Origin of the sequence: Cryobacterium soli (assembly GCF_003611035.1) — a bacterium.
GTDB lineage: Bacteria > Actinomycetota > Actinomycetes > Actinomycetales > Microbacteriaceae > Cryobacterium > Cryobacterium soli.
The window spans coordinates 2,008,609-2,030,254 of sequence record NZ_CP030033.1; the positions used below are offsets into that span (position 1 = coordinate 2,008,609).

Below are 21,646 nucleotides of genomic sequence, written 5' to 3' on the forward strand. Positions count from 1 at the left end.
TTCCGGCCCACGCATCCAGACGTCCAATATCGAATGCCGTCTCTTCCAGACGTCTGGCGTCTTGATAGGGTCGGGGCATGACGGCGAATCTGGAGCTGAGACATCTGCGCTACTTCGTGGCGGTGGCCGAGGAACTCCACTTCGGCAGGGCGGCGGAGCGCCTGCACATGGCGCAACCTCCGCTCTCCCAACAGGTGCGGCGGCTGGAGGAGCTCATCGGCACAGCGCTGTTCGACCGCACCTCGCGCCGGGTCGCCCTCACCGAGGCCGGAACGGCCTTCCTCGAGCGCAGCCGAAGGATCCTCGACCAGGTGAGCGCGGACGTCGACGAGGCCGCCCGCATCGGTCGGGGCCAGCAGGGGCGGCTCGACATCGGCTTCATCACCTCGGCCATCCCCCTGGGCATCACCGAACGCATCCACGCCTTCCGCTCGCTCTATCCGGCCGTGCAGGTGCAACTTCACGAGGGCTACACCTCGCTGATCCTGGACCGGCTGCTGGCCAGGGAGATCGACATGGGCGTCGTGCGGGATTCCGAGCCCGACCCGGCGCTGACCACGACCGCCCTGGCGACCGAGCCGTTCGTCGCCGTCGTGCCTGTCGAGCATCCCGCGGCCGGACAGACGGTGCTCGACGCCGGACTGCTGCGCGACGACCCGTTCGTGTTCTATCCCCGGGCCGCCGGCGAACGGGCCTACCTGCGCAACCTCGAACCGTGCCGGCAGGCCGGCTACGAGCCCCGGGTGGTGCAGGAGGCCTCGTCCTGGGTCACCATCCTGCACCTGATCGGGGCCGGACTGGGTGTGAGCATCGCCCCGGCCAGCGCCACCCTCACCGTGCCGGCCGGGGTGCGCATCATCCCGCTGGCCGGCACGCATCCGCGCAGCGAGGTGCAACTGGTGCGGCGCGCCGATGACACCCGCGCGGTACTGACGAATTTCCTGCGGGTGCCCGGGTCGCTCACCCCCACCCTCACCCCGGGAGCGCTGCCGGCGTCAGGCTGACGGGCCGCCCACCCCGGTGGGCAGTGCGGCCGGGTCGTCGAGCAGGCCCTCGAAGGCCAGTTCGGCGGCGCCGATCATGAGCAGGTTGGAGCCCAGTTCGGCGGCACTGAGCCGCACGCTGCCGAACGCGGCGCCGAGCGACAGCGCGGCAACGGCCGAGCGCAACCGGTCGGCATCCACGGCCAGTAGCGCGGCGAGGAACCCGCCGAGCACCACCACCTGGGGGTTCAGGATGTTGATGGCGCCGGCCAGCGCCACCGCGAGGTGGTCGATCTGGCGGTCCACCTCCGCGCGCACGGCCGGTGACGTCGAGGCCAGCAGCGCCTGCTCGAGCTCGTCGGCATCCGCCCCGGCCAGGCCGAGCACGTCGAGCAGTTCGCGCCGCGTCACCTCGGCCTCGAGGGTACCGCGGATGCCCGCGGAGTCGACCCGGTCACTGTCGCTGACCCGCGTGTGGCCGAACTCGCCCGCGTAGCCGGCGATGCCCCCGGCGGGCACTCCGCCCACGATCATGCCACCGCCGATGCCGCTTGCCCCACCGTTGAGGTAGATGAGGTCGGTGATGCCCTTGCCGGCGCCGAAGAAACGTTCCGCCATGGCGCCGAGGCTGGCGTCGTTGGCGGCCAGCACGGGGTAACCGGTGGCCGCCTCGAGCATCTCGGCCAGCGGCTCGTCGACCCAGCCGAGGTGCGGCGCGTGCCGCACCAGGCCGTCGTGCGCCCGCACGAGCCCGGGCACGGCCACACCGATGCCCACGACGGTGAACTTGGCATCCAATTCGCCGCGCATACCGTCGATCACGGCGGCGGCGATGTTGACGGCCTCGGTGACACTCGGGGACTGGTCGGTGGGGTAGCGCACCCGGCGGTGCACCTGGCCGTCCAGGCCCACGATGCCGATTGTCACCGCGTCGATCTCGGGGTTCACGGCGAGCGCGACGACCCGCTCGCTCACGCTCACGATCGGGCTGGGCCGGCCGACCTGATTGGTGGCGCTTGGTTCGCTCTCGACGACAAGTCCGCGCTCGGCCAGTTCGGACACGAGGGCGGCGATGGTGGAGCGGTTCAGCCCGGTCACCTTGGTGAGCTGCGACCGGGAGGCGGCGCCGCTGCGGTGCACGAGTCGCAGCACCACCGACAGGTTGTGTCGGCGCACATCGTCATGGCTGCTGCCCTGCACGGTTCCTCCGTCTGACTGGTGCCCAGTCGATGTCCCGCGGGCGACCGACTGGCTGCGGCAGGGGTTCCCCCGCGCGCCGGGCGTCCTTCGCCGTGGACCTCAGAATACCCGGCAGAACTCTCGGGGCGGCGTGATACGTTGCACCACGCCACAAATCGCCCGGAGTCCTTCCCGGCACGGGCACACATAAGCAGGAACCCGTGAGCGCAAGCAGGCTCGACGACGGGCGCTCGCGGCACACACGATCGACGACAAGGATGTCCATGGAATCCCCCAGCATGAGAATCGCCCTCACCGGCGGCAGCGGCAAACTCGGCAAGACCGTCCTCGCCCGGCTCCGGGCCGAGGGCCACCAGGTGATCAACTTCGACCTGGCCGGCAGTCGCGGTCCGGGCTTCGTGCGCATCGACCTCACCGACTACGGTCAGGTCGCCGACGCGTTCACGGGCGTCAACGACCAGATCGACGGCTTCGACGCCGTGGTGCACCTCGGTGCGATCCCCGCCCCGGGCCTGGCGCCCGACGTCGCCACCTTCCACAACAACATGCTCTCCAGCTACAACGTGTTCCAGGCGGCCCGTCGTGCGGGCATCCGTCGCATCGTCTACGCGTCGAGCGAGACCGTGCTGGGCCTGCCATTCGACACCGACCCGCCCTATATCCCGGTCGACGAGGAGTACCCGGCCCGCCCGGAGAGCACCTACTCGCTGGTCAAGCACCTCGAGGAGCAGATGGCCATCGAGCTGGTGCGCTGGGACCCGGCGCTCTCGATCACGGCGCTGCGCTTCTCCAACGTGATGGACCCGGAGGACTACGACGGGTTCGAGGCGTTCCAGGCGGATGCGACGCTGCGCAAGTGGAACCTCTGGGGTTACATCGACGGCCGCGACGGCGCCCAGGCCGTGCTCAAGGCACTGCAGACCGCGCCGCCCGGCTTCGAGCGTTTCATCATCGCCGCCGCCGACACCGTGATGCGCCGGCCGAGCGCCGAGCTGGCTGCCGAGGTGTTCCCGGAGGTGCAGCTCACCCGCGAGGTCACGGGAACCGAGACCCTCCTCGGCATCGACAAGGCCCGCCGTCTCCTGGGCTTCTCCCCCGCCCACTCCTGGCAAGACCCCCGCTGACCCTTTCGAGAACGACGACGAAAGCCCCAGAATCCGGACGATTCTGGGGCTTTCTCACGGTTCAGGGAAGGGTCAGGCAGGGAGGGTGTGGGTGGCGACCAGGGCGGCGTACCAGTGCGCGCTGTCCTTGGGGGTGCGCACCAGGGTGTCGTAGTCCACGTGGATGATGCCGAACCGCTTGGAGTAGCCGTAGCCCCACTCGAAGTTGTCCATCAGCGACCACACCTGGTAGCCGCGCAGGTCCACGCCGCGGGCCATGGCCCGGTGTGCGGCGGTGAAGTGCCTGCGCAGGTAGTCGGTGCGTTCCACGTCGTGAACGCGGGGGCCGTCCTCGGTCTGAACGACCTCGTCCGCGAACGCGGCGCCGTTCTCCGTGACCATGAGCGGCTGGTTCGGGAACTCCTCGTGCAGCGCCACGAGCAGCTCCTCGAGGCCGGCCGGTTCGATGTTCCAACCCATCTCGGTGTACGGGCCGGGCTGGGCGAGGAACTCGACCCGGTCGGCACCGGGCCACGGAGATGCGCCGACGTCCTTGTGGCCGTCGGAGTTCTCGCGGGGCGAGACGCCGTCCCACATCCGCACCAGGGTGGTGGAGTAGTAGTTGACCCCGAGCACGTCCAGCGGCTGGTGGATGATCTCCGTGTCGCCGGGCAGGATGAACGCCCAGTCGGTGATGCCCTTGGTATCTTCGAAGACATCCGCCGGGTACGCGCCGGTCAGCAGCGGACCGAGGAACACCCGGTTGGCCAGCGCGTCGATCTGCCGCACGGCCTCCGGCCCGGTCTCGCCCTCGCCGCGGATGACGTGCAGGTTGAGCGTGATCGAGAAGTCGGGGTCGTTGGTCACCAGGGGCTTCAACGCCTGGATCGCCAGGCCGTGGGCCAGGTTGAGGTGGTGCACCGCGGTGAGCGCCTCGGCGCCGTCGGTGCGGCCGGGCGCGTGCGCGCCGGAGCCGTAGCCCAGGTAGGCCGAACACCACGGCTCGTTCAGGGTCGTCCAGGTGTCGACCCGGTCACCGAACTCGCGCCCGAGGATCGCCGCGTAGTCGGCGAAAGCGTAGGCCGTGGCCCGGTTGGTCCAACCGCCCTCGTCCTCCAGCGTCTGCGGCAGGTCCCAGTGGTACATGGTCACGATCGGGCGGATGCCGCGGGCGATCAGCCCATCGATCAGGCGCCCGTAGAAATCGAGTCCGGCCTGGTTGGCCGGGCCACGCCCGGTGGGCTGGATGCGCGACCAGGCGATCGAGAACCTGTAGGCCGCCAGGCCCAGCGACGTCATCAGGTCGAGGTCGGCCTCGAGCCGGTGGTAGTGGTCGGCGGCGACGTCGCCCGTGTCACCGTTCCAGACCTTGCCCGGGGTGTGGCTGAAGGTGTCCCAGATGGAGGGCCCGCGGCCGTCTTCGTCGAAGGCCCCCTCGATCTGGTAGCTGGCGGTGGCGGAACCGAAGAGGAACGACTCGGGGAACACGAGGCCGGAGTCGCGGTAGTCGGGGTTTCCCGCGGACGCGGTGGGGGCGGTGGTGCTGGTCATCGGAGCAGTGCCTTTCGGTCGGTAGCGACCACGGTAGTGCCACCGGCCAGGCGGGCGCGGAACGGCACCGCCGAATCGCCGGTAACGACAGTCTGGCCGAGTTCGGCGCTGACGGTCACGGAGACGTGGCTGCCGTCCAGCGGGTTGTCGATGACGACGACCCGGTCCGCTCCGTCGCCGCCCGGATACACGGTGATGAGGGGCTCGTCGGTGTAGTCGTAGTCGGGCCGGTCGTCGCGGGACCCGGTGACAAGCACCGCGCCCTCGCGCACCCACAACGGGATGCTGTCGAACGCGTGGGTCTCCCGGCGCCAGACCGGGCCGGTGACCACTTCGTCGGTCAGGTAGTTGGTCCAGGTGCCGGCGGGCAGGTAGTACTGCACGTCGCCCGTGGCGCTGAAGACCGGCGCCACGAGGAGGTCGTCGCCCAGCAGGTACTGCTTGTCGAGGTAGTCCACGGCGGGGTCGCCGGGGAATTCGAGTTGCATGGGCCGCATGAACGGGGTGCCGGTGGCGTGAGCCTCCAGGCCCACCCGGTAGAGGTAGGGCATCAGCGCGAGCTTGAGCTTGGTGAAGAACCGGGTCACATCCACGGCGCTCTGGCCGGGTTCCTCGGTGCCGTCGTCGAAGAGCCACGGCACCCGGTAGCTGGTGGAACCGTGCAGCCTGGAGTGGCTGGACAGCAGGCCGAACGCGAGCCAACGTTTGAACACGGCGGCATCCGGCATGCCCTCGAAACCGCCGATGTCGTGGCTCCAGTAGCCGAAGCCGCTGAACGCGAGCGAGAGCCCGCCGCGCAGGGTCTCGGCCATCGACTCGAACGACGAGGAGTTGTCTCCGCCCCAGTGCACGGGCTGCATCTGACCGCCAACGGTGGCCGACCGCGCGAAAAGCACGGCGTCACCCTCGCCGCGGTGCTCCTGGAGTACCTCGAAGACGGCCTTGTTGTAGAGCTGGGTGTACCAGTTGTGCATCACGTCCGGCGAGGAGCCGTCGTGCCAGACCACATCCGTGGGGATGCGTTCGCCGAAGTCGGTCTTGATGGCGTCGACCCCCTGGGCGAAGAGGCCGCGCAGCTTGTCCTGGAACCAGCGGGTGGCCGCCGGGTTGGTGAAGTCGACCAGGGCCATTCCGGCCTGCCAGAGGTCCCACTGCCAGACGTCGCCATTTGCCTTCTTGACCAGGTAGCCGGCCTCCTTGGCCTCGGCGAAGATGCCGGCGCGCTGGCCGATGTACGGGTTTATCCAGGCGCTCACGTGCAGGTTCTTCTCGTGCAGCCGGGCGAGCATACCCTCGGGGTCGGGGAACACCCGCGGGTCCCATTCGAAGTCGGTCCAGTTGAATTCGCGCATCCAGAAGCAGTCGAAGTGGAAGACCGAGAGCGGCAGGTCGCGCTCGGCCATGCCGTCGATGAAGCTGTTGACGGTGGCTTCGTCGTACTGGGTGGTGAACGAGGTCGACAGCCACAAGCCGTACGACCAGGCCGGCACCTTGGCGGGGCGGCCGGTGAGCCGGGTGTAGCGCTCGAGCACGTCCTTGGGGGTCGGCCCGTAGATCACCAGGTACTCGATGGCCGGGCCGGCCACGGAGAACTGCACCCGCTCCACGGCCTCTGTGCCCACCTCGAAGGAGACGTGCTCCGGGTGGTTGACGAGCACACCGTAGCCGCGGTTGGTGAGGTAGAACGGCACGTTCTTGTAGGACTGCTCGCTGGAGGTGCCGCCGTCGGCGTTCCAGATGTCGACGGTCTGGCCGTTCTTGGTCAGCGGACCGAAGCGCTCGCCGAGACCGTAGACGAGTTCGCCCACGCCGAGGGAGAGCTGCGCGTGCGTGTAGGCGGATGCCGGCGCCAGGCCCGTGGTGGTCACTCCGGATACCCCGGCCGGTTCCGCCGCCACCGGCGCACCCTGAGCCAGGTCCATGTGCCCGATCGACTTGTGGCCGCTCTCGGTGAGGACGCGACCATCGGCCTCGAAGCTGAGCGCGAACGGGGCGCCCGGCTTGATACGTGCGGTCAGCGGGCCGGCCGTGAGGGTGCCGCCGGTCTGGTCGATCACGATGACTCCGGCATCCGCCTCGGCGCCGACCAGATCGAACCCCGGGCCGGTCGCGGTTCCGGTGTGCTGTTCGACCCGAACCTTGACGATGCCCTCCAACGGAGAGGACAGCGTCACGGTGAGCAAGGCCCGGTTGAGCACGTCGCCGCGGCGCTCGATCACCTTCGTCGGCGCCGAGATGCGCAGGGCGGTGCCGTCTTGTTCGATGTCGTATGCCTCCTGTGCGTAGAGCGCGGTGACGCCGGGGCGGGTGTGCCAGAAACCATCGGTGAATTTCATAACTACTTGACTGCTCCTGCGGTGATGCCCCTGGTGAGGGTGCGTTGGAAGATGAGGAAGAAGATCAGGGTGGGCAACAGGCCCAGCAGGGCCGAGGCGCTCGTGGTGGTGACGTCCATGAGCCGGTCGCCCTGCAGCACCGCTATGGAGACGGGCACGGTCTGGCTGGCGTTGCTGACCAGGAAGGTCAGCGGGATGAGGAACTCGTTCCAGGTCCAGATGAAGAAGAAGATCACCAGAACGCTCAGGGTGGGCTTGGTGATGGGGTAGACCACCCGGTAGAGGATCGTCCAGCGGCTCGCGCCGTCCAGCGACGCGGCCTCGAGGATCTCCTTGGGGAAGGTGCCCAGCACGCTGGCCAGTAGGTAGGTGCCGAAGGCGCTCTGGATCACCACGAAGATGATGATGACGGCCCACTGGTTGTCGTACAGGCCCACCGACTTGAACATGAAGTAGAGCGGGTAGAGCAGCACTTCCTGCGGCAGCATATTGGCGAGCAGGATCAGCAGCACGATCCAGGTGCGGCCGCGGACCCGCCCGATGCCCAGCGCGAACGCGTTGAGCAACGAGATCACCACGGCGAGGATGGCCACGATGCTGGAGATGAAGAAGCTGTTCCAGAGCTTCTCCGGAAAGTTCACCCGCTCCCAGAAGTTGACCATGCCGTCGAAGTAGAGATTGGTGGGCAGGGTGAGGGGGCCCGCGGCGTTGTAGTCGGCCGGCGACTTGAACGAGTTGATCAGGATCAGGAAGAACGGCACCGCGATGAGCAGGCCGATGAGGATGGCGACGAGCAGGATCATCCAGTCGCCGAAGGTCTTGCGGGTGGTGCTGCTGCGGTTCTTCCGCTTGGCCGGGGGCCGCGGGGCCCGCGCGCCGGGGGCGCTGACGGGACCGGTGGGCTCCTCGAGGATGGTGGTCTGCGACATTAGCGTTCCTCTTCTTTACGCTCGAGTCGGGTCTGGGCGAGGAGGAAGACGACCGAGACGGCGGCGATGACGATGGTGAGGGCGGTCGCGATGGTCGCGCCGTATCCCACCTGCTGGGACTGGAAGAACTCGCTGTACGCGTAGTACGCGGGCACGATGGTGGATGTTCCGGGCCCGCCGCCGGTGAGGGTGTAGATCGGGCCGAAGACCTTGAGCGCCGCGATCGTGCAGGTGAGGGTGACCACGAAAATCTCGGGGCGGATGATGCTGACCGTGATGGCGCGGAACCGTTGGATCCAGTTGGCACCGTCGAGTTCGGCCGCCTCGTAGAGCTCGGGGTCGACGCGCTGCAGCGCGGCCATGAAGATGACGATCGGGTAGCCCAGCTGCACCCAGATCATGATGACCATGATGCTGGGCAGGGCGGTGTCGGGGCTGCCGAGCCAGTTGTGGGTGAGGCCGCCCAGGCCCACACCCTCGAGCACCTGGTTGAGCGCGCCGTTCTGCGGGCGCAGGATCCAGCCGATCACGATCGCGGCGACGACGCCGGGCAGGATCTGCGGAAGGTAGTAGGTGGCGCGCAGGAAGCTGGCGATCTTGCCGCCGAACTTCTTGCCGATCAGGTCGAAGAGCATGGCGGCCAGCACCAGGCCGAGCAGGGTGGGCACGACGACCATGGCGACGATCATGGCGATCGAGTTGCCGAACGAGGTCCAGAAGGTGGTGTCGCCGGCGAGCTTGGCCCAGTTCTTCAGGCCTACCCACTCCGGCGGCTTGATTCCGCGGTAGTCGGTGAAGGTGAGGTACACGTTCCACACCAGCGGGATCACGATGATCAGCGTGAGCAGCGCCAGTCCCGGAATGAGGTATATCCAGAATTTCTGGGGATTGCTTCCCGGGATGAGGCTCTGCCGGACAGGGCGGTTGCCTGTCGACGGAGCCTCGCCGGGCGCATCGTCGGGTGCATGGAGCACGGATGCTGTCGTCATGCGCTTTCCTTCTCTTCTGTCTCTTCTGTCAGTGGTGGCCGGGGGCCGTGAGGCCCCCGGCCGGGTACTGCGAGGTGGTACCTGGGGGCGGGTACCGGTCGAGCCGGGCTCGGGTGGGGTGTTAGCCGACGATGTCGTCGACGCCGGACTGGTACTGGCCGCCGAGCTGTTCGTTGACGTCAGCGGGCGACTTGGTGCCGTTGATGAGCTCCTGCAGGCCCGCGTTCAGCTGGTCGTAGAAGGTGGCGGTGGGCCAGTCGGGGTAGAACGCGATGCCGTCCTTCTCGGTCAGCGCGTTGAAGTTGCCGATCAGTTCCTGGCTCTTCGGGTCGGTGATGTCGGCGGTGTTCGCCGCGACGGGGATGCCGCCGTTGTTGCCGATCAGGGCCTGGATCTCGGGGCGCATCGTGATGTCGATGAACTGGGTGGCGAGGTCCTTGTTCTTGGCCTTCTCGGGGATGACCCACATGTTGCCGGCGGAGCCGGGCGACATGTCAGCCTCGGGGAAGAGGAACGTGCCCCAGTCGAAGCCGGTGGCCTCGGTGGTGAAGCGGTTGTGCCACCACGAACCCGAGAAGAAGATCGGGTAGGTGCCGTTGATGAACGCGGTGCCGGCATCCTCTGCCTTGAAGCCGCTGGCGTCGGTGGAGATGTAGCCGGCGTCGGTCCAGTCCTTGATGGTCTCGGTCGCGTAGCTCAGCTCTGGGCCGCTCCAGTCGACGTCGCCGGTGTAGAGCTGGTAGTCGTCGACGAAGCTGCGGTCGGCCTTGGTCAGCGCGAGCTGGTACCAGAGCTGGCCGAGCGGGTACTCCGCGGCCGACTCGGCCAGCGGGGTGATGCCCTGGTCGGTGAAGGCCTTCATGACGCTCTCGAGCTCGGCCACCGTGGTGGGCACCTCGAGGCCGGCGGCCGCGAACATGTCCTTGTTGTAGTACATCTCCACGAACTCGCCGTAGTTGGGCACCCCATAGAACGCGCCGGAGCCCATGATGCCGTCTTCGTCGTACCGGGCGGTGGTCTGCAGCGACGGGGCGAGAGCGTCGTCCCAGCCGTATTCGGCATAGGCGTCGTCGAGGTCGGTCAGCAGGCCCTGGCTCGCGAGCAGGCCGGCGGTGGCGTTGCCCTTGTTGTACTCGAGGATGTCGGGGGCCTGGTCGGAGTTGAGCACCTGGCTGGCCGTGGAGCGGATCTGTTCGAAGCTCTTCTCCTCGAACTCGACCGTGGCGCCGGTCTCTTCCTCGAAGACCTTGATGGCTTCGTCCCAGGCGATGCCCATGGCGCTGGTGTCGCTCTCGAAGTGCCAGAGCTTGAGGGTATTGCCGTCGCCTTCGCTGGATCCGCCGGCCGAGCAGCCGGAGAGGAGGAGGGCGCTGACGCCCAGCACGGCAATGCCGGCGAGGCTTCTCTTGGTTTTCTTCACTGTTCTACTTCCTTGTAGTGATGCGCTGGTGATGATGCACGGGTGATGGGGCTGTGGTGCGGTGGAGCGCGGTGCGGTGGAGCGCGGTGCGGTGGAGCGTCGGGATGCTGTCGAAACGTTTCGATAGTCAGCCCGCGAGAATCCTTCCTTTCCGGGTCTTAGTGGCGGCGGTGGGCGGTCGTCGAGCCGAGCTCGACGTACGTCGGTTCGATGAACTCGACGTGCGGCTCGGCGTTCCCGCTCAGCTGGGCCATCGTGAGCTCGATCGCTCGAGTGCAGGACTGGTCAGCGGGCAGGGGGATCACGTCGAGAGGCGGGTTGAGATGGTCGGTGGAGAAGCTGGAGCAGGCCGAGACGACCGACAGGTCGTTCGGCACACTGATGCCGCGCTGGGCGAGCAGGTCGAGCACCATGGACTGCACGGGTTCGTTGCAGTGCAGCACCAGGCCGGTCATGCCGGGAAGTGACGCGGTGAGGCCGTCGAGCGCGGCGCGCACCCCGGCCGATTCCTCCGCCGCGGGCGTGAAGGCCGTGGTGACGCCCAGTCGGGCGGCCTCGGCCAGGAAGGCGTCACGGAAGCGCGGCGGGAAGTTCGAGCCGCGTTCGTAGATCAGCGGAGCCTGGCCGATCAGGCCGATCTCCCGGTGGCCGAGGTCGACCAACCGGCGCACGGCCAGCACGGCGGCCTGCTCGAAGTCGAGGTCGACGCAGGTGAGGCCGTCGGTGTCGGTGGGGATGCCGATCACCGTGGCCGGAAGGCCGAGTTCGCGCACCAGGTCGGTGCGGGGGTCGGCGGTGGAGACGTCCAGCAGCACGATGCCGTCCACCAGGGAGCTGCGCACGACGCGGCGCAGGCCGCTGGTGGCCTCGTCCTGGGTGAGGAGCAGCACGTCGTAGTCGTACTTGCGGGCGGCCGTGACCACCGAGAGCACGAACGTCATGTGCGCCGGGGCGTGGGTGCCGGCGTGCAGCGGGGCGCTCAACGCGAGGATGTTGGTGCGGGCGCCCTTGAGCATCCGCGCGCCGGCGTTGGCACGGTAGTCGAGCTCGAGAACGGCCTCGTCGATGCGCTGCTTGGTGGAGGCCGCGATCGAGCGCTTGCCGCTCAGGGCGTAGGAGACCGTGCTGATGGACACCCCGGCGACGCGTGCAACGTCGTGAATGTTGGCCATCGGGACTCCATCGTCGTATCGGTTCAAGCGCGGTGGGATGCGGTGGTGCACCCATTCAGCGGCCGTTCGGCTAAACGTTTCGACTGCTGCGCTAGGAGCCTACGACACGCATCCACGGTTCCGCAAGCAATTTGTGGTGATTGTCTACAAATGCCCGATCAGAGGCGCTCCGGCGCTCCGGTGGATCTCGCCGACGCGACGGGAGCCGATCCACACGCCACGACCCATCCGCCGGTCGAGCCCGTCGAGGCCCCCGCGAGGCGACCTGCGGATGTCAGCAAGTCGCCCGGACAGGTCACCAAGTCTCGACGAGCTCGACCAGCGTGACGGGGTCAGCGGCGGCTGGAACGGCCGCGGACGAAGCCGGCGGGGTCGTCGAGCAGGCCGGCGAAAGCCAGTTCGGCCGCGCCCACCATCATCAGTCGCGAGCCCAGGCTGGCACGCTCGATGGCGACGGTATGGCCGATGCTGCTCATCGAGCGCACGATCATGGCCGCCGTGAGCTGCTCGCGGCCCACCGAGAGCAGGGAGCCGAGGAACCCGCCGAGCACGACCATCTCGGGGTCGAACATGTTCACGAAGTTGGAGATTGCCTCAGACAACAGCTCGATCTGCCGTCGCACCTCGGCCAGCACGGCCGGGTCGCGAGAGACGCCGAGAGCGATGTCGAGGTCGTCCTGGTCGGCGCGGGGCAGCTTGAGCACGGCAAGCAACCGGCCCATGCTCACCTCGGTCTCCAGGCAGCCGATGCGGCCGCAATGGCACCGCACCCCCTGGCTGTTCACCAGGGTGTGGCCGAGCTCCCCCGCGTAGCCGCTCGTACCGCGCAGCGGCGAGCCGCCGATGATGAGGCCGCCGCCGATGCCGCTGGCGCTGCCGTTGAGGTAGACGAGGTCGTTGATGCCGCGGGCCGCGCCGAACATGCTTTCGGCGATTGCTCCGAGGCTCGCGTCGTTGCCGGCGAAGACCGGGTAATCCAGCACCCGGGCCAGGTCGCGGGCCAGGTTGGCATCGCGCCACCCCAGGTGCGGGGCGACGAGCACCCGGCCGTCGGCCGAGTTGACCAGAGCAGGCACGGCCACGCCCACCCCAGCGATGCTGTAGCTCTGGTCGATCTCGCCGCGCATGCCGTCCACGATGGCCTTGACCGCGTTGATGGCCTCGGCCAGGGTGGGCACCCGGGTGGTGTCGAACCTGATGCGCCGGATCACCTCGCCGCCGAGCCCCACCAGCCCCACCGTGATGGCGTCGATGTCGGGGTTGACCGCGATCGCGGCCAGCCCCGGGTTCGGCACCACCTGCGGACTCGGCCGGCCCACCCGGCCCACCACGCTCTCCGGCTCGACCTCGAACGCCATGCCCAGCTCCACGAGCTCGGCCACGAGGGCCGCGATCGTGGAGCGGTTCAGGCCCGTGCGGCGGGTCAGCTCGGCGCGGGAGCATCCGCCGGCGTGGTGCAGCATCGTCATGACCATCGACAGGTTGTACCGCCGGAGCTGGTCGTTGCTGGTGCCACCCCGAGAGCCGAGGGTGGGTGGCGCGTAGGTCACGGGTGGGTCACTGTCCTCTCGGGTGGGGGCCTGCCGGGTGGCTGCGTCGACAGGCACTCCCGACGGAGAAGTTCTATCGTCCCCCAGCGCGCCGCTTGTTGAAGATATCAAACGCCACGGCCAGCAGCAGCACCAGCCCCTTGATCGTCATCTGCCAGGCGGCATCCACCGAGAGGATGGACAGGCCCATGTTGAGCACGCCCATCACCAGGCCACCGACCACGGCGCCGACCACGGTGCCCACGCCGCCCTGCACAGCCGCGCCGCCGATGAAGACGGCCGCGATCGCGTCGAGCTCGTAGTTCTGTCCGGCCGAGGCGACGGCGCCGCCGGCCCGGGCGGTCGAGACCACACCGGCCAGGCCGGCGAGCACGCCCATGTTGACGAAGATGTAGAAGTTGACCCACTTGGTCTTCACGCCGCTCATCACGGCGGCGAAGAGGTTGCCGCCCATGGCGTAGACGTGCCGGCCGAACACCGTGCGGTTGAGCACGAAGTTGTAGATCAGGATGAGCGCGGCCAGAACGATCAGGATGATCGGGGTGCCGCTGTAGTCGCTGAGCAGCCAGGCGAACCACACGATGGCGATGGCCGCGATGCCGTTCTTGGTCCACATCGAGGCGGCAGGTTCGCGCGGCAGGTCGAGCCGGGCCAGGGTGGCCCGGGTGCGCAGCTGGAAGACGATCAGGGCCACGGCGGTGAGTATGCCCAGCGCCAGGGTGAGCACGTCGCGCCCGCCCAGTTCGCCCAGGTACGACGGCAGCCAGCCGGCGCCGATCGCGGTGAACTCCGGCGGCAGGCCGCTGATGGTGCCGCCCGTGAGCAGCACGAGGGTGAGGCCGCGGAAGATGAGCATGCCGGCCAGCGTGACGATGAACGCCGGGATGCCCACGAACGCCACCCAGTAGCCCTGCCAGGCGCCGACCAGGGCACCGACCAGCAGCGACACGATGACCGCGGCCCACCAGGGCAGGCCCCAGTTGTTCATGCTGATCGCGGCGACGGCGCCGACCATGGCCACGACGGAACCGACCGAGAGGTCGATGTGACCGGCGATGATCACGATGACCATGCCGATCGCGAGGATCAGCACGTAGGCGTTCTGCTGGATGAGGTTGTTCACGTTGCCGGGCAGCAGCAGGCGACCGTCGGTGAGGATCTGGAACAGGATGACGATCACGGCCAGGGCCGCGACGATGCCGTACTGGCGAAGGTTGATCGAGAGCTTGGGCATCCGTCGCTTCACGGGTGGTTCTGTGGGCGCCTTGCTGCTCGCTGGCGTGGTGGTGGTCATCGCGCTCAGTCCTTTCCTGCGGTCATGTAATGCATGAGGGTTTCCTGCGACGCGTCAGCCTTGGCGACCTCGCCGGTGAGTTTTCCTTCCGAGATCGCGTAGATGCGATCGCAGATGCCGATCAGCTCGGGCAGCTCGGAGGAGATCACGATGACCGCCTTACCCTGCGCCGCGAGTTCGTTGATGATGCCGTAGATCTCATACTTGGCGCCCACGTCGATGCCGCGGGTGGGCTCGTCGAGGATCAGCACGTCGGGGCCGGAGAAGATCCACTTCGACAGCACCACCTTCTGCTGGTTGCCGCCGGAGAGCTTGCCGGTGATGGAGCCGACCGACGGCGCCTTGATGTTCATCTTCTGGCGGTACGAGTCTGCGACCTTGTACTCGCGGTGCCGGTCGATCACGCCGTACTTGGCGAGCTTGGCCAGCGCCGCGGCGGACACGTTCACGGTGATGTCGCCGATGAGGTTGAGGCCGTAGCGCTTGCGGTCCTCGGTGGCGTACGCGAAGCCGTGCTCGATGGCCTCCCCCACCGTGCGCATGTGGATCTCCGTGCCGTCCTTGAAGACGGTGCCGGAGATGTTGGTGCCGTAGGAGTGGCCGAACAGGCTCATCGCCAGTTCGGTGCGCCCGGCACCCATGAGGCCGGCGAAGCCGACGATCTCGCCGGCGTTGACGGTGAAGGATGCGCCGTCGACGACCTTGCGGGCCACGTCGACCGGGTGGTGCACGGTCCAGTTCTCCACCCGCAGCACCTCGGCGCCGATGGCGGGTTCCCGCGGCGGGAACAGGTTGTTGAGGTCGCGGCCGACCATGGCACGGATGATGTGCGCCTCGGTCGCGTCCGGGCCGTCCATCGGGATGGTCTCGATGGTCTTGCCGTCGCGGATCACCGTGACGGTGTCGGCGATGCGTTTGATCTCCTTGAGCTTGTGGGAAATGATGATGCAGGTGATGCCCTGCGTGCGCAGGTGATCGATCAGGCCCAGCAGATGCGTGGAGTCTTCGTCGTTCAGTGCGGCAGTGGGCTCGTCGAGGATGAGCAGCTTGACCCGCTTGGAGAGCGCCTTGGCGATCTCCACGAGCTGCTGCTTGCCCACGCCGAGCTCGAGGATCTTGGTGGCCGGGTTCTCGTCCAGGCCCACCCGGGCCAGCAGCAGGGCGGCCTCGCGGTTGGTCTTGTTCCAGTCGATCACCCCGCGGGTGGCGTTCTCGTTGCCGAGGAAGATGTTCTCCGCGATCGACAGGTACGGGCTCAGCGCCAGCTCCTGGTGGATGATGACGATGCCGTCGTGCTCGCTGTCGTTGATCGACTTGTAGGCCACCTCGTGGTCCTCGAACTCGATGGTCCCGTCGAAGCTCCCGACCGGGTACACCCCGCTGAGCACCTTCATCAGCGTGGACTTGCCCGCGCCGTTCTCCCCACAGATGCCATGCACCTGCCCCCTCGTGACCTCGAGGGACACGCCGTCGAGGGCCTTCACCCCATTGAAGTCCTTCACGATGTTGTTCATCCTGAGGATGATCGAATGCTCCACTACCGTCTCCTGGTTTGCTGATGGACCGGGCACCCGGTTTCCCGGGTGCCCGTCGAATGGGCCGGTCCGCTCCAGCGAGCGAGCGGGCCGGCCCGGTTCGGCTCGTTAGAGTCCGACGTCCGATGCCTTGATGAAGCCGGAGTCGATGAGCTTGGACTGCACGTCGTCCTTGACGACGACCTCGGGGTCGAGCAGGTAGGACGGAACCACGTGGTCGCCGTTGTCGTAGGTCTTGGTGTCGTTGACGGTGACGTCATCGCCGGCCACGATCTCCTGGATCATGTCGAAGACCTGCTTGCCGAGCGTGCGGGTGTCCTTCCACACGGTCATGGACTGCTCGCCGTCGAGGATCGCCTTGACGTTGGCCTTGTCGGCGTCCTGTCCGGTGATGATCGGGTAGTCGGCGCCCGGTGCGTATCCGGCGGACTTCAGCGAGGCCTCGATGCCGATGGCCAGGCTGTCGTTCGGGGAGAGCACCACGTCGACCTTGTCGCCGCCGGTGTAGAAGGACGACAGACGGTTGTCCATCTCGGACTGTGCCTTGTCGCTGGCCCAGCCCTGGATGCCGATAGAGGCCCAGTCGTCGTCTGAGGCGGGCGACTGGCCGCTCGGAACCACGAGCACGCCCTTCTCGACGTAGGGCAGCAGAACGTCCCAGGCGCCGGAGAAGAAGAACTTGGCGTTGTTGTCGTCGGGGCTGCCGGCGAACGGTTCGAGGTTGATCGGTCCGGTCGCGTTGGCCAGGTCGAGTTCCTTCTCGATGAACTCGCCCTGCAGCTGGCCCACCTTGTAGTTGTCGAAGGTCGCGTAGTAGTCGACATCCGGGGTGCCGTTGATCAGGCGGTCGTAGGCGATGACGGTGGCGTCCTGCTTCTTGGCCTCGGCGAGCACCGGTGCGAGCACCTTGCCGTCGACGGCGGCCACGACGAGGATCTTCGATCCGCCGGCGACCTGGTTCTGGATCTGGCTGATCTGCTGGTCGGTCTTGTTGTCTGCGTACTGCAGGTCGACCGTGCAGCCGGCGTCTTCGAGCAGCTTCTTGAGCTGGTCGCCGTCGTTGATCCAGCGTTCGAGCGAACGGGTGGGCATGGAGATACCGACGTTGCAGTCGGCACCGGAGGCTGCGGCCCCGTCGGAGCTGGTCGACGTGGATCCATTGCTGGCGCAGGATGCGAGCGTCAGCGCGAAGACGCCGGCCGCCGCGAGGGCGAAAATTTTCTTGGTCTTGGACATTGTTGGAGCTTTCCTCTCTGAGAGCTGCCAGTCACCACAGGCACCGGGTTGCCGGCACCTGCCAGAGGAGGAAATCTTGTCCCGCACTGTCCCGGCGTTGGGAAGCGCGTGTCAGGGTTACCTCCTTGTAACGGGACATCGCTGTGATTGACCCACCGCTAAAAGCGGCCTTTGTTGACGGACAGAACTTATCTCAGGCTGTCGCGGTTTCACAAGGGGCAAATCTGAAATGCCCACCTTTGGGGGGTGTGGAACACTGGTTGCGAGGCCTGCAGGTGTATTTGTGGAGTGAATCGTCGAAACCGTTCGACGGCTCGACGGTCATTCCTGAGGCACTCTCGGCGTCTCAGTGAATAAGTTGTGGCCGGGCATTTTCCAACGATGCAGAGGAGCGTCTGTACGAATCCCCTCGTCGTGTGTAATATGTTGGTAATTGCAACAAATCGCCAATGAAGCTGAATCGGAGCACCGAACATGTCCCTCACCCCCACCCCCGCCGACAAGTTCTCGTTCGGCCTGTGGACCATCGGCTACAACGGGGCTGACCCGTTCGGCGGGCCGACCCGCCCGCAGCTCGACACCGTCGAGGCGGTCACTCGCCTGGCAGAGCTCGGCGCCTACGGACTGACCTTCCACGACGACGACCTCTTCGCCTTCGGCTCCACGGATGCCGCCCGCCAGAAAGAGATCGACCGCCTCAAGCAGGTCCTCGCCGACACCGGCGTGATCGTTCCGATGATCACCACCAACCTCTTCAGCGCCCCCGTCTTCAAGGACGGCGGCTTCACCTCGAACGACCGCTCCGTGCGCCGGTTCGCGCTCCGCAAGGTGCTGCGCAACCTCGACCTCGCCGCCGAGCTCGGTGCCAAGACCTTCGTCATGTGGGGCGGCCGCGAGGGCGCAGAGTACGACGCGGCCAAGGACATCCGTTCGGCCCTCGACCGTTACCGCGAGGCCGTGAACCTGCTCGGCGACTACGTCACCGACAAGGGCTACGACATCCGCTTCGCCATCGAACCCAAGCCCAACGAACCGCGCGGCGACATCCTGCTGCCCACGGTCGGCCACGCCATGGCGTTCATCACCACCCTCGAGCGCCCCGAACTCGTCGGCGTGAACCCCGAGGTCGGCCACGAGCAGATGGCCGGACTGAACTTCACCGCCGGCATCGCCCAGGCGCTCTACCAGGGCAAGCTGTTCCACATCGACCTCAACGGCCAGCGCGGCATCAAGTACGACCAGGACCTGGTCTTCGGCCACGGCGACCTGCAGAACGCGTTCTCGCTGGTGGACCTGCTCGAGAACGGCGGCCCGAACGGCGGCCCGTCCTACGACGGCCCGCGCCACTTCGACTACAAGCCGAGCCGCACCGAGGACATCACGGGCGTCTGGGACTCCGCCGCCGCGAACATGCGCACCTACCTGCTGCTCAAGGAGCGCGCCGCGGCCTTCCGCGCCGACCCCGAGGTGCAGGAGCAGCTCGCTGCCTCGCGCGTTCCGGAATTGTCGGTGCCGACCCTGTCCGAGGGCGAAAGCTACGACGACTTCCTCGCCGACACCTCGGCCTACGAGGACTTCGCCCCCGAGGAGTACTTCGGCGGCAAGGGCTTCGGCTTCGTGCGCCTGCAGCAGCTGGCCCTCGAGCACCTGCTCGGCGCCCGCTAACCCGCATCCGCTAGTCCATTCGCACCATCGCCCCGGCCAGGGAAACCTGGCCGGGGTTCTGCGTGTGCGGCGCCGGTGGGCGGGCTCGCCGGCCGCCGCATCCGACGGAGGCCGCATGCCCGACGCGCGGGCACGGCGCCGGTACAGCGCCTCTTCGCGGGCGTTCGGACGCCCCGCCCCGACGCGCGGGCACCGCGCCGGAACGCGGGTGGCACGCCACGGGCGCAGCGGCGCCTGACCCGCGCGAGGGGTCTCACCGGTCACGACGCGGGCAACAGCGCGGGCAAGGCGCCGTTCCGCGGGCGCGGCGCCGTTCCGCGGGCGACCCGGCCACCGCAGCCCCGAAGCGCGGGCACCGCGCCGGAACGTGGCTGGCACGCCACGGGCGCAACGGCGCCTGACCCGCGCGAGGGCGGAGGCAGCTACGCGGCCGGCTGCGCGCCGTCGTCGATCGCGGACGTCACCGCTGTGAGCAACACGACGACCCGCTTCGCCTCGCGCAGCGACATCCCAGACACCAGCAGGCTGAGCACGGACTGGCTGTCGTCCAGGGTGTGACTCACGGCGCTCGTGGCCTCGGGGCTGAGGTGCAGCAGCTTGCCCCGGCCGTCCCGCGGGTTGGCCGTGCGGGTGAGATAGCCCAGCTTCACCAGGTGCGACAGGATGACCGACGTGGCACCGCTCGTCACACCCAGGCTGTGCGCCACGTCCAGGGCCCGCACGTCCCGACCGAGACTTGCCAGGCGGGAGATGAACTGCAGGGCGCCGAGTTCGTTGGCGCCGATGTTGAGCCGCTCGCGCAGCCGGGACTGGTGCAGCGCCTCGGCGTTCTGCAGCAGGTAGAACGCGTCGATGACGCCGTTGGGCACGGGTGCCGGCGGGATATCGCCTGATTCGAGGGCGGAAGCAGGGCCGCTCATGAGGACCTTTCGAGTGGGTCCGCGAGCATCCGAATTGAACGATGAACATCCGCAGGGTACTCATAGAAGCACACCGGGGGTGCCTGCGTCGCGTGTTCGACGCAACTCGTCTCACGGCCCGCTCGGATGGGAGCGGATGCGGGTGCCGCCGGAAGCCGACGGCACCCGGTGTGTGCTACTGGTTGTGCGTGCGTGCGTGGCGGCGACGCAGGCCGACGAACGTCACCAAGGCGATGCCGGCCAGAACGACCAGTGCGCCGACCACGAGAACCGGGGCGGCATTGGCGCCGGTCTCGGCCAGCATGCCCTCGCCGGCACCGCGGCCGCCACCGCCGCCGGGGGCGGCGCTGTTGGTGGGCGTGGGAACCAGCGGCGCGGGCTGGGTGCTCGTGGGCGTAGGCGTGGCCGTCGGGGTGGCGGTCGGCGTCGGAGTCGGCGTGACCACGGCGGCCGGCGTGGTCGTCACGGTGTAGTCGGCCGTCGCATCCGGTGCCGTGCCGTTACCGGCCGAGACGGTGAAGCCCGTCGAACCCGGGGTCGTGGGGGTCCCGGAGATGACACCTGTGTTCTCATCCAGCGTGAGGCCGGCCGGCAGCGTGCCGGCGGTCACGGTGAAGGTGGGCGTCGGGGTGCCAGTGGCGGTGACGGTGTGCGAGTAGGGCGTGCCTTCCGTCGCGTCCGCCGGTGCGCCCGAGGTGATGGTGGGTGCCGTCGTACCGACCGGCGTGCCCGGGGCGGCGCAGCCCGTGGGAGCGGTGATGGTGTTGGTGTCGAGGGTGACCGCGGCGGAGCGGGCGAGCAACCGGCCGACGATGGTGGCGCTCGTGGTCGCAGTGATCGACTGCTGGGCCAGGATGGTGCCCTGGAAGGCGGCACCGGTGCCGATCGACGCGGAGCTGCCGACCTGCCAGAACACGTTGCAGGCGTTCGCGCCGCCGGTGATGATGATCTGGGTCGCCGACCCGATGGTGAGGGTCGAGGCAGCCTGGAAGACCCAGACGGAGTCCGCGGCGCCGGCCAGGGTGAGGGAGCCGTTGTTCGAGAGCGCCAGTGCGCCGCCGGTGTACACGCCGGGGGTGAGGGAGAGGCCGGTCAACTCGCTGATTCCCGTAGTGGTGGGCGTGAGCGCCGCGGCGACGTTGTAGGCCGTGGTGGTGTCGCGTTGGGCCTGAAGCGCCGCGGCATCGGTGGCGTGCACGGTGCCGTTGACGATGCCGTTGGGGGCGGCGCCGAACCCGGTGATGGCAGTGCCGGGCGAGATGCCCAGGTCACCGTTGACGACCGTCGGGCCGGTGTTGGTGACCGCGCTGGCGGCGAGCACGCCGTAGCTCGCCGCGGTGCCGAGGTTGATCGGGCCATCGGTGGTGACGGCCGCGGACGCGGAGGAAGCAGCGCCGAAGACGAGGGCTGCGGTGAGGCCGAGGCCGCACACCGTTCGCACCAGGGAGCGGCGAGGGGAGGTTGTGGCCATTGTGGTGCCTGACTGCGAGGGAGAGCCACTCGCTGGGCGGTCGATGACCCCCCGTGTTCCCCGTTACGCAAAGCTACCCCAGAACGGGCCGGAAATGGAGAAAGTAGCTCATAAATTAAGCGACAATCGGCCACGGGGCCCGCGCACCATGCGGGAGCGGTACCGCCAGAGTGCTGAGCGCGGCGGCGTCGGGGCCACCGATGCGACAGGTGCGGGGCGGCCGGATCGGGGCGGCACCGCCGGAATTCCGCGGCGAAACGACCGCTGGAATGTTTGAACATCCGCCCCTGAC

At 67.9% G+C, this 21,646-nt stretch carries 16 protein-coding genes; 3 read left to right on the plus strand and 13 right to left on the minus strand.

What is annotated here, in order from left to right; all coding sequences use genetic code 11:
* Positions 1-77: 77 nt before the first annotated feature.
* Complete coding sequence (locus tag DOE79_RS09175; RefSeq protein ID WP_120338243.1) at positions 78-1,004, plus strand: LysR substrate-binding domain-containing protein; 927 nt, start codon at positions 78-80, stop codon at positions 1,002-1,004.
* Here DOE79_RS09175 and DOE79_RS09180 read toward each other — a convergent pair.
* On the minus strand, positions 996-2,183 hold the full coding sequence (locus DOE79_RS09180) for an ROK family transcriptional regulator (RefSeq protein ID WP_120338244.1): 1,188 nt from the start codon (positions 2,181-2,183) through the stop codon (positions 996-998). The genes DOE79_RS09175 and DOE79_RS09180 overlap by 9 nt on opposite strands.
* Before the next feature lie 278 nt (positions 2,184-2,461).
* Here DOE79_RS09180 and DOE79_RS09185 point away from each other — a divergent pair, with 278 nt between their 5' ends.
* Positions 2,462-3,307, plus strand: a complete 846-nt coding sequence (locus DOE79_RS09185) for an NAD-dependent epimerase/dehydratase family protein (protein WP_120340246.1) — start codon at positions 2,462-2,464, stop codon at positions 3,305-3,307.
* 72 nt (positions 3,308-3,379) lie between these two features.
* On the opposite strand, the gene DOE79_RS09190 is transcribed toward DOE79_RS09185, so the two are convergent.
* The 10 genes from DOE79_RS09190 to chvE form a co-directional block, all read right to left on the minus strand.
* Positions 3,380-4,837, minus strand: a complete 1,458-nt coding sequence (locus DOE79_RS09190; protein WP_120338245.1) for a GH1 family beta-glucosidase — start codon at positions 4,835-4,837, stop codon at positions 3,380-3,382.
* The gene (gene yicI, locus DOE79_RS09195) at positions 4,834-7,173 is read right to left on the minus strand and encodes an alpha-xylosidase (RefSeq protein WP_120338246.1); all 2,340 of its coding nucleotides are present in this window, start codon (positions 7,171-7,173) and stop codon (positions 4,834-4,836) included. Before yicI ends, DOE79_RS09190 begins: the two co-directional genes overlap by 4 nt.
* A 2-nt stretch (positions 7,174-7,175) precedes the next feature.
* Positions 7,176-8,102, minus strand: a complete 927-nt coding sequence (locus DOE79_RS09200; RefSeq protein WP_120338247.1) for a carbohydrate ABC transporter permease — start codon at positions 8,100-8,102, stop codon at positions 7,176-7,178.
* On the minus strand, positions 8,102-9,091 hold the full coding sequence (locus DOE79_RS09205; protein ID WP_120338248.1) for a carbohydrate ABC transporter permease: 990 nt from the start codon (positions 9,089-9,091) through the stop codon (positions 8,102-8,104). The genes DOE79_RS09200 and DOE79_RS09205 overlap by 1 nt, the downstream gene beginning before the upstream one ends.
* Positions 9,092-9,212: 121 nt before the next feature.
* Positions 9,213-10,511 (minus strand): ABC transporter substrate-binding protein, encoded by a 1,299-nt coding sequence (locus tag DOE79_RS09210; RefSeq protein WP_120338249.1) that lies wholly within the window; start codon positions 10,509-10,511, stop codon positions 9,213-9,215.
* Positions 10,512-10,669: 158 nt separating this feature from the next.
* Complete coding sequence (locus DOE79_RS09215) at positions 10,670-11,683, minus strand: LacI family DNA-binding transcriptional regulator (protein WP_120338250.1); 1,014 nt, start codon at positions 11,681-11,683, stop codon at positions 10,670-10,672.
* Positions 11,684-12,015: 332 nt separating this feature from the next.
* Entirely contained in the window at positions 12,016-13,233 is a 1,218-nt protein-coding gene (locus DOE79_RS09220) for an ROK family transcriptional regulator (RefSeq protein ID WP_245977241.1), read from the minus strand.
* A 73-nt stretch (positions 13,234-13,306) separates the two neighbouring features.
* Complete coding sequence (mmsB, locus tag DOE79_RS09225) at positions 13,307-14,527, minus strand: multiple monosaccharide ABC transporter permease (protein WP_120338251.1); 1,221 nt, start codon at positions 14,525-14,527, stop codon at positions 13,307-13,309.
* A gap of 5 nt (positions 14,528-14,532) precedes the next feature.
* Positions 14,533-16,041, minus strand: a complete 1,509-nt coding sequence (mmsA, locus tag DOE79_RS09230; protein ID WP_120340248.1) for a multiple monosaccharide ABC transporter ATP-binding protein — start codon at positions 16,039-16,041, stop codon at positions 14,533-14,535.
* A 129-nt stretch (positions 16,042-16,170) separates the two neighbouring features.
* Positions 16,171-17,298: a multiple monosaccharide ABC transporter substrate-binding protein gene (chvE, locus tag DOE79_RS09235; RefSeq protein WP_120338252.1), complete on the minus strand. Its 1,128-nt coding sequence runs from the start codon at positions 17,296-17,298 to the stop codon at positions 16,171-16,173.
* Positions 17,299-17,772: 474 nt separating this feature from the next.
* Between chvE and xylA the strand changes: the two genes are divergently transcribed.
* A complete protein-coding gene (xylA, locus tag DOE79_RS09240; RefSeq protein ID WP_066592498.1) occupies positions 17,773-18,963 on the plus strand; it encodes a xylose isomerase in 1,191 nt (396 codons plus the stop codon).
* Between the two features lie 422 nt (positions 18,964-19,385).
* Here the strand turns inward: xylA and DOE79_RS09245 are convergent, their stop codons facing one another.
* Both DOE79_RS09245 and DOE79_RS09250 read right to left on the minus strand, forming a co-directional pair.
* The gene (locus DOE79_RS09245) at positions 19,386-19,883 is read right to left on the minus strand and encodes a MarR family winged helix-turn-helix transcriptional regulator (RefSeq protein WP_120338253.1); all 498 of its coding nucleotides are present in this window, start codon (positions 19,881-19,883) and stop codon (positions 19,386-19,388) included.
* A gap of 175 nt (positions 19,884-20,058) precedes the next feature.
* A complete protein-coding gene (locus DOE79_RS09250) occupies positions 20,059-21,354 on the minus strand; it encodes an ice-binding family protein (protein WP_120338254.1) in 1,296 nt (431 codons plus the stop codon).
* Positions 21,355-21,646: the final 292 nt, after the last annotated feature.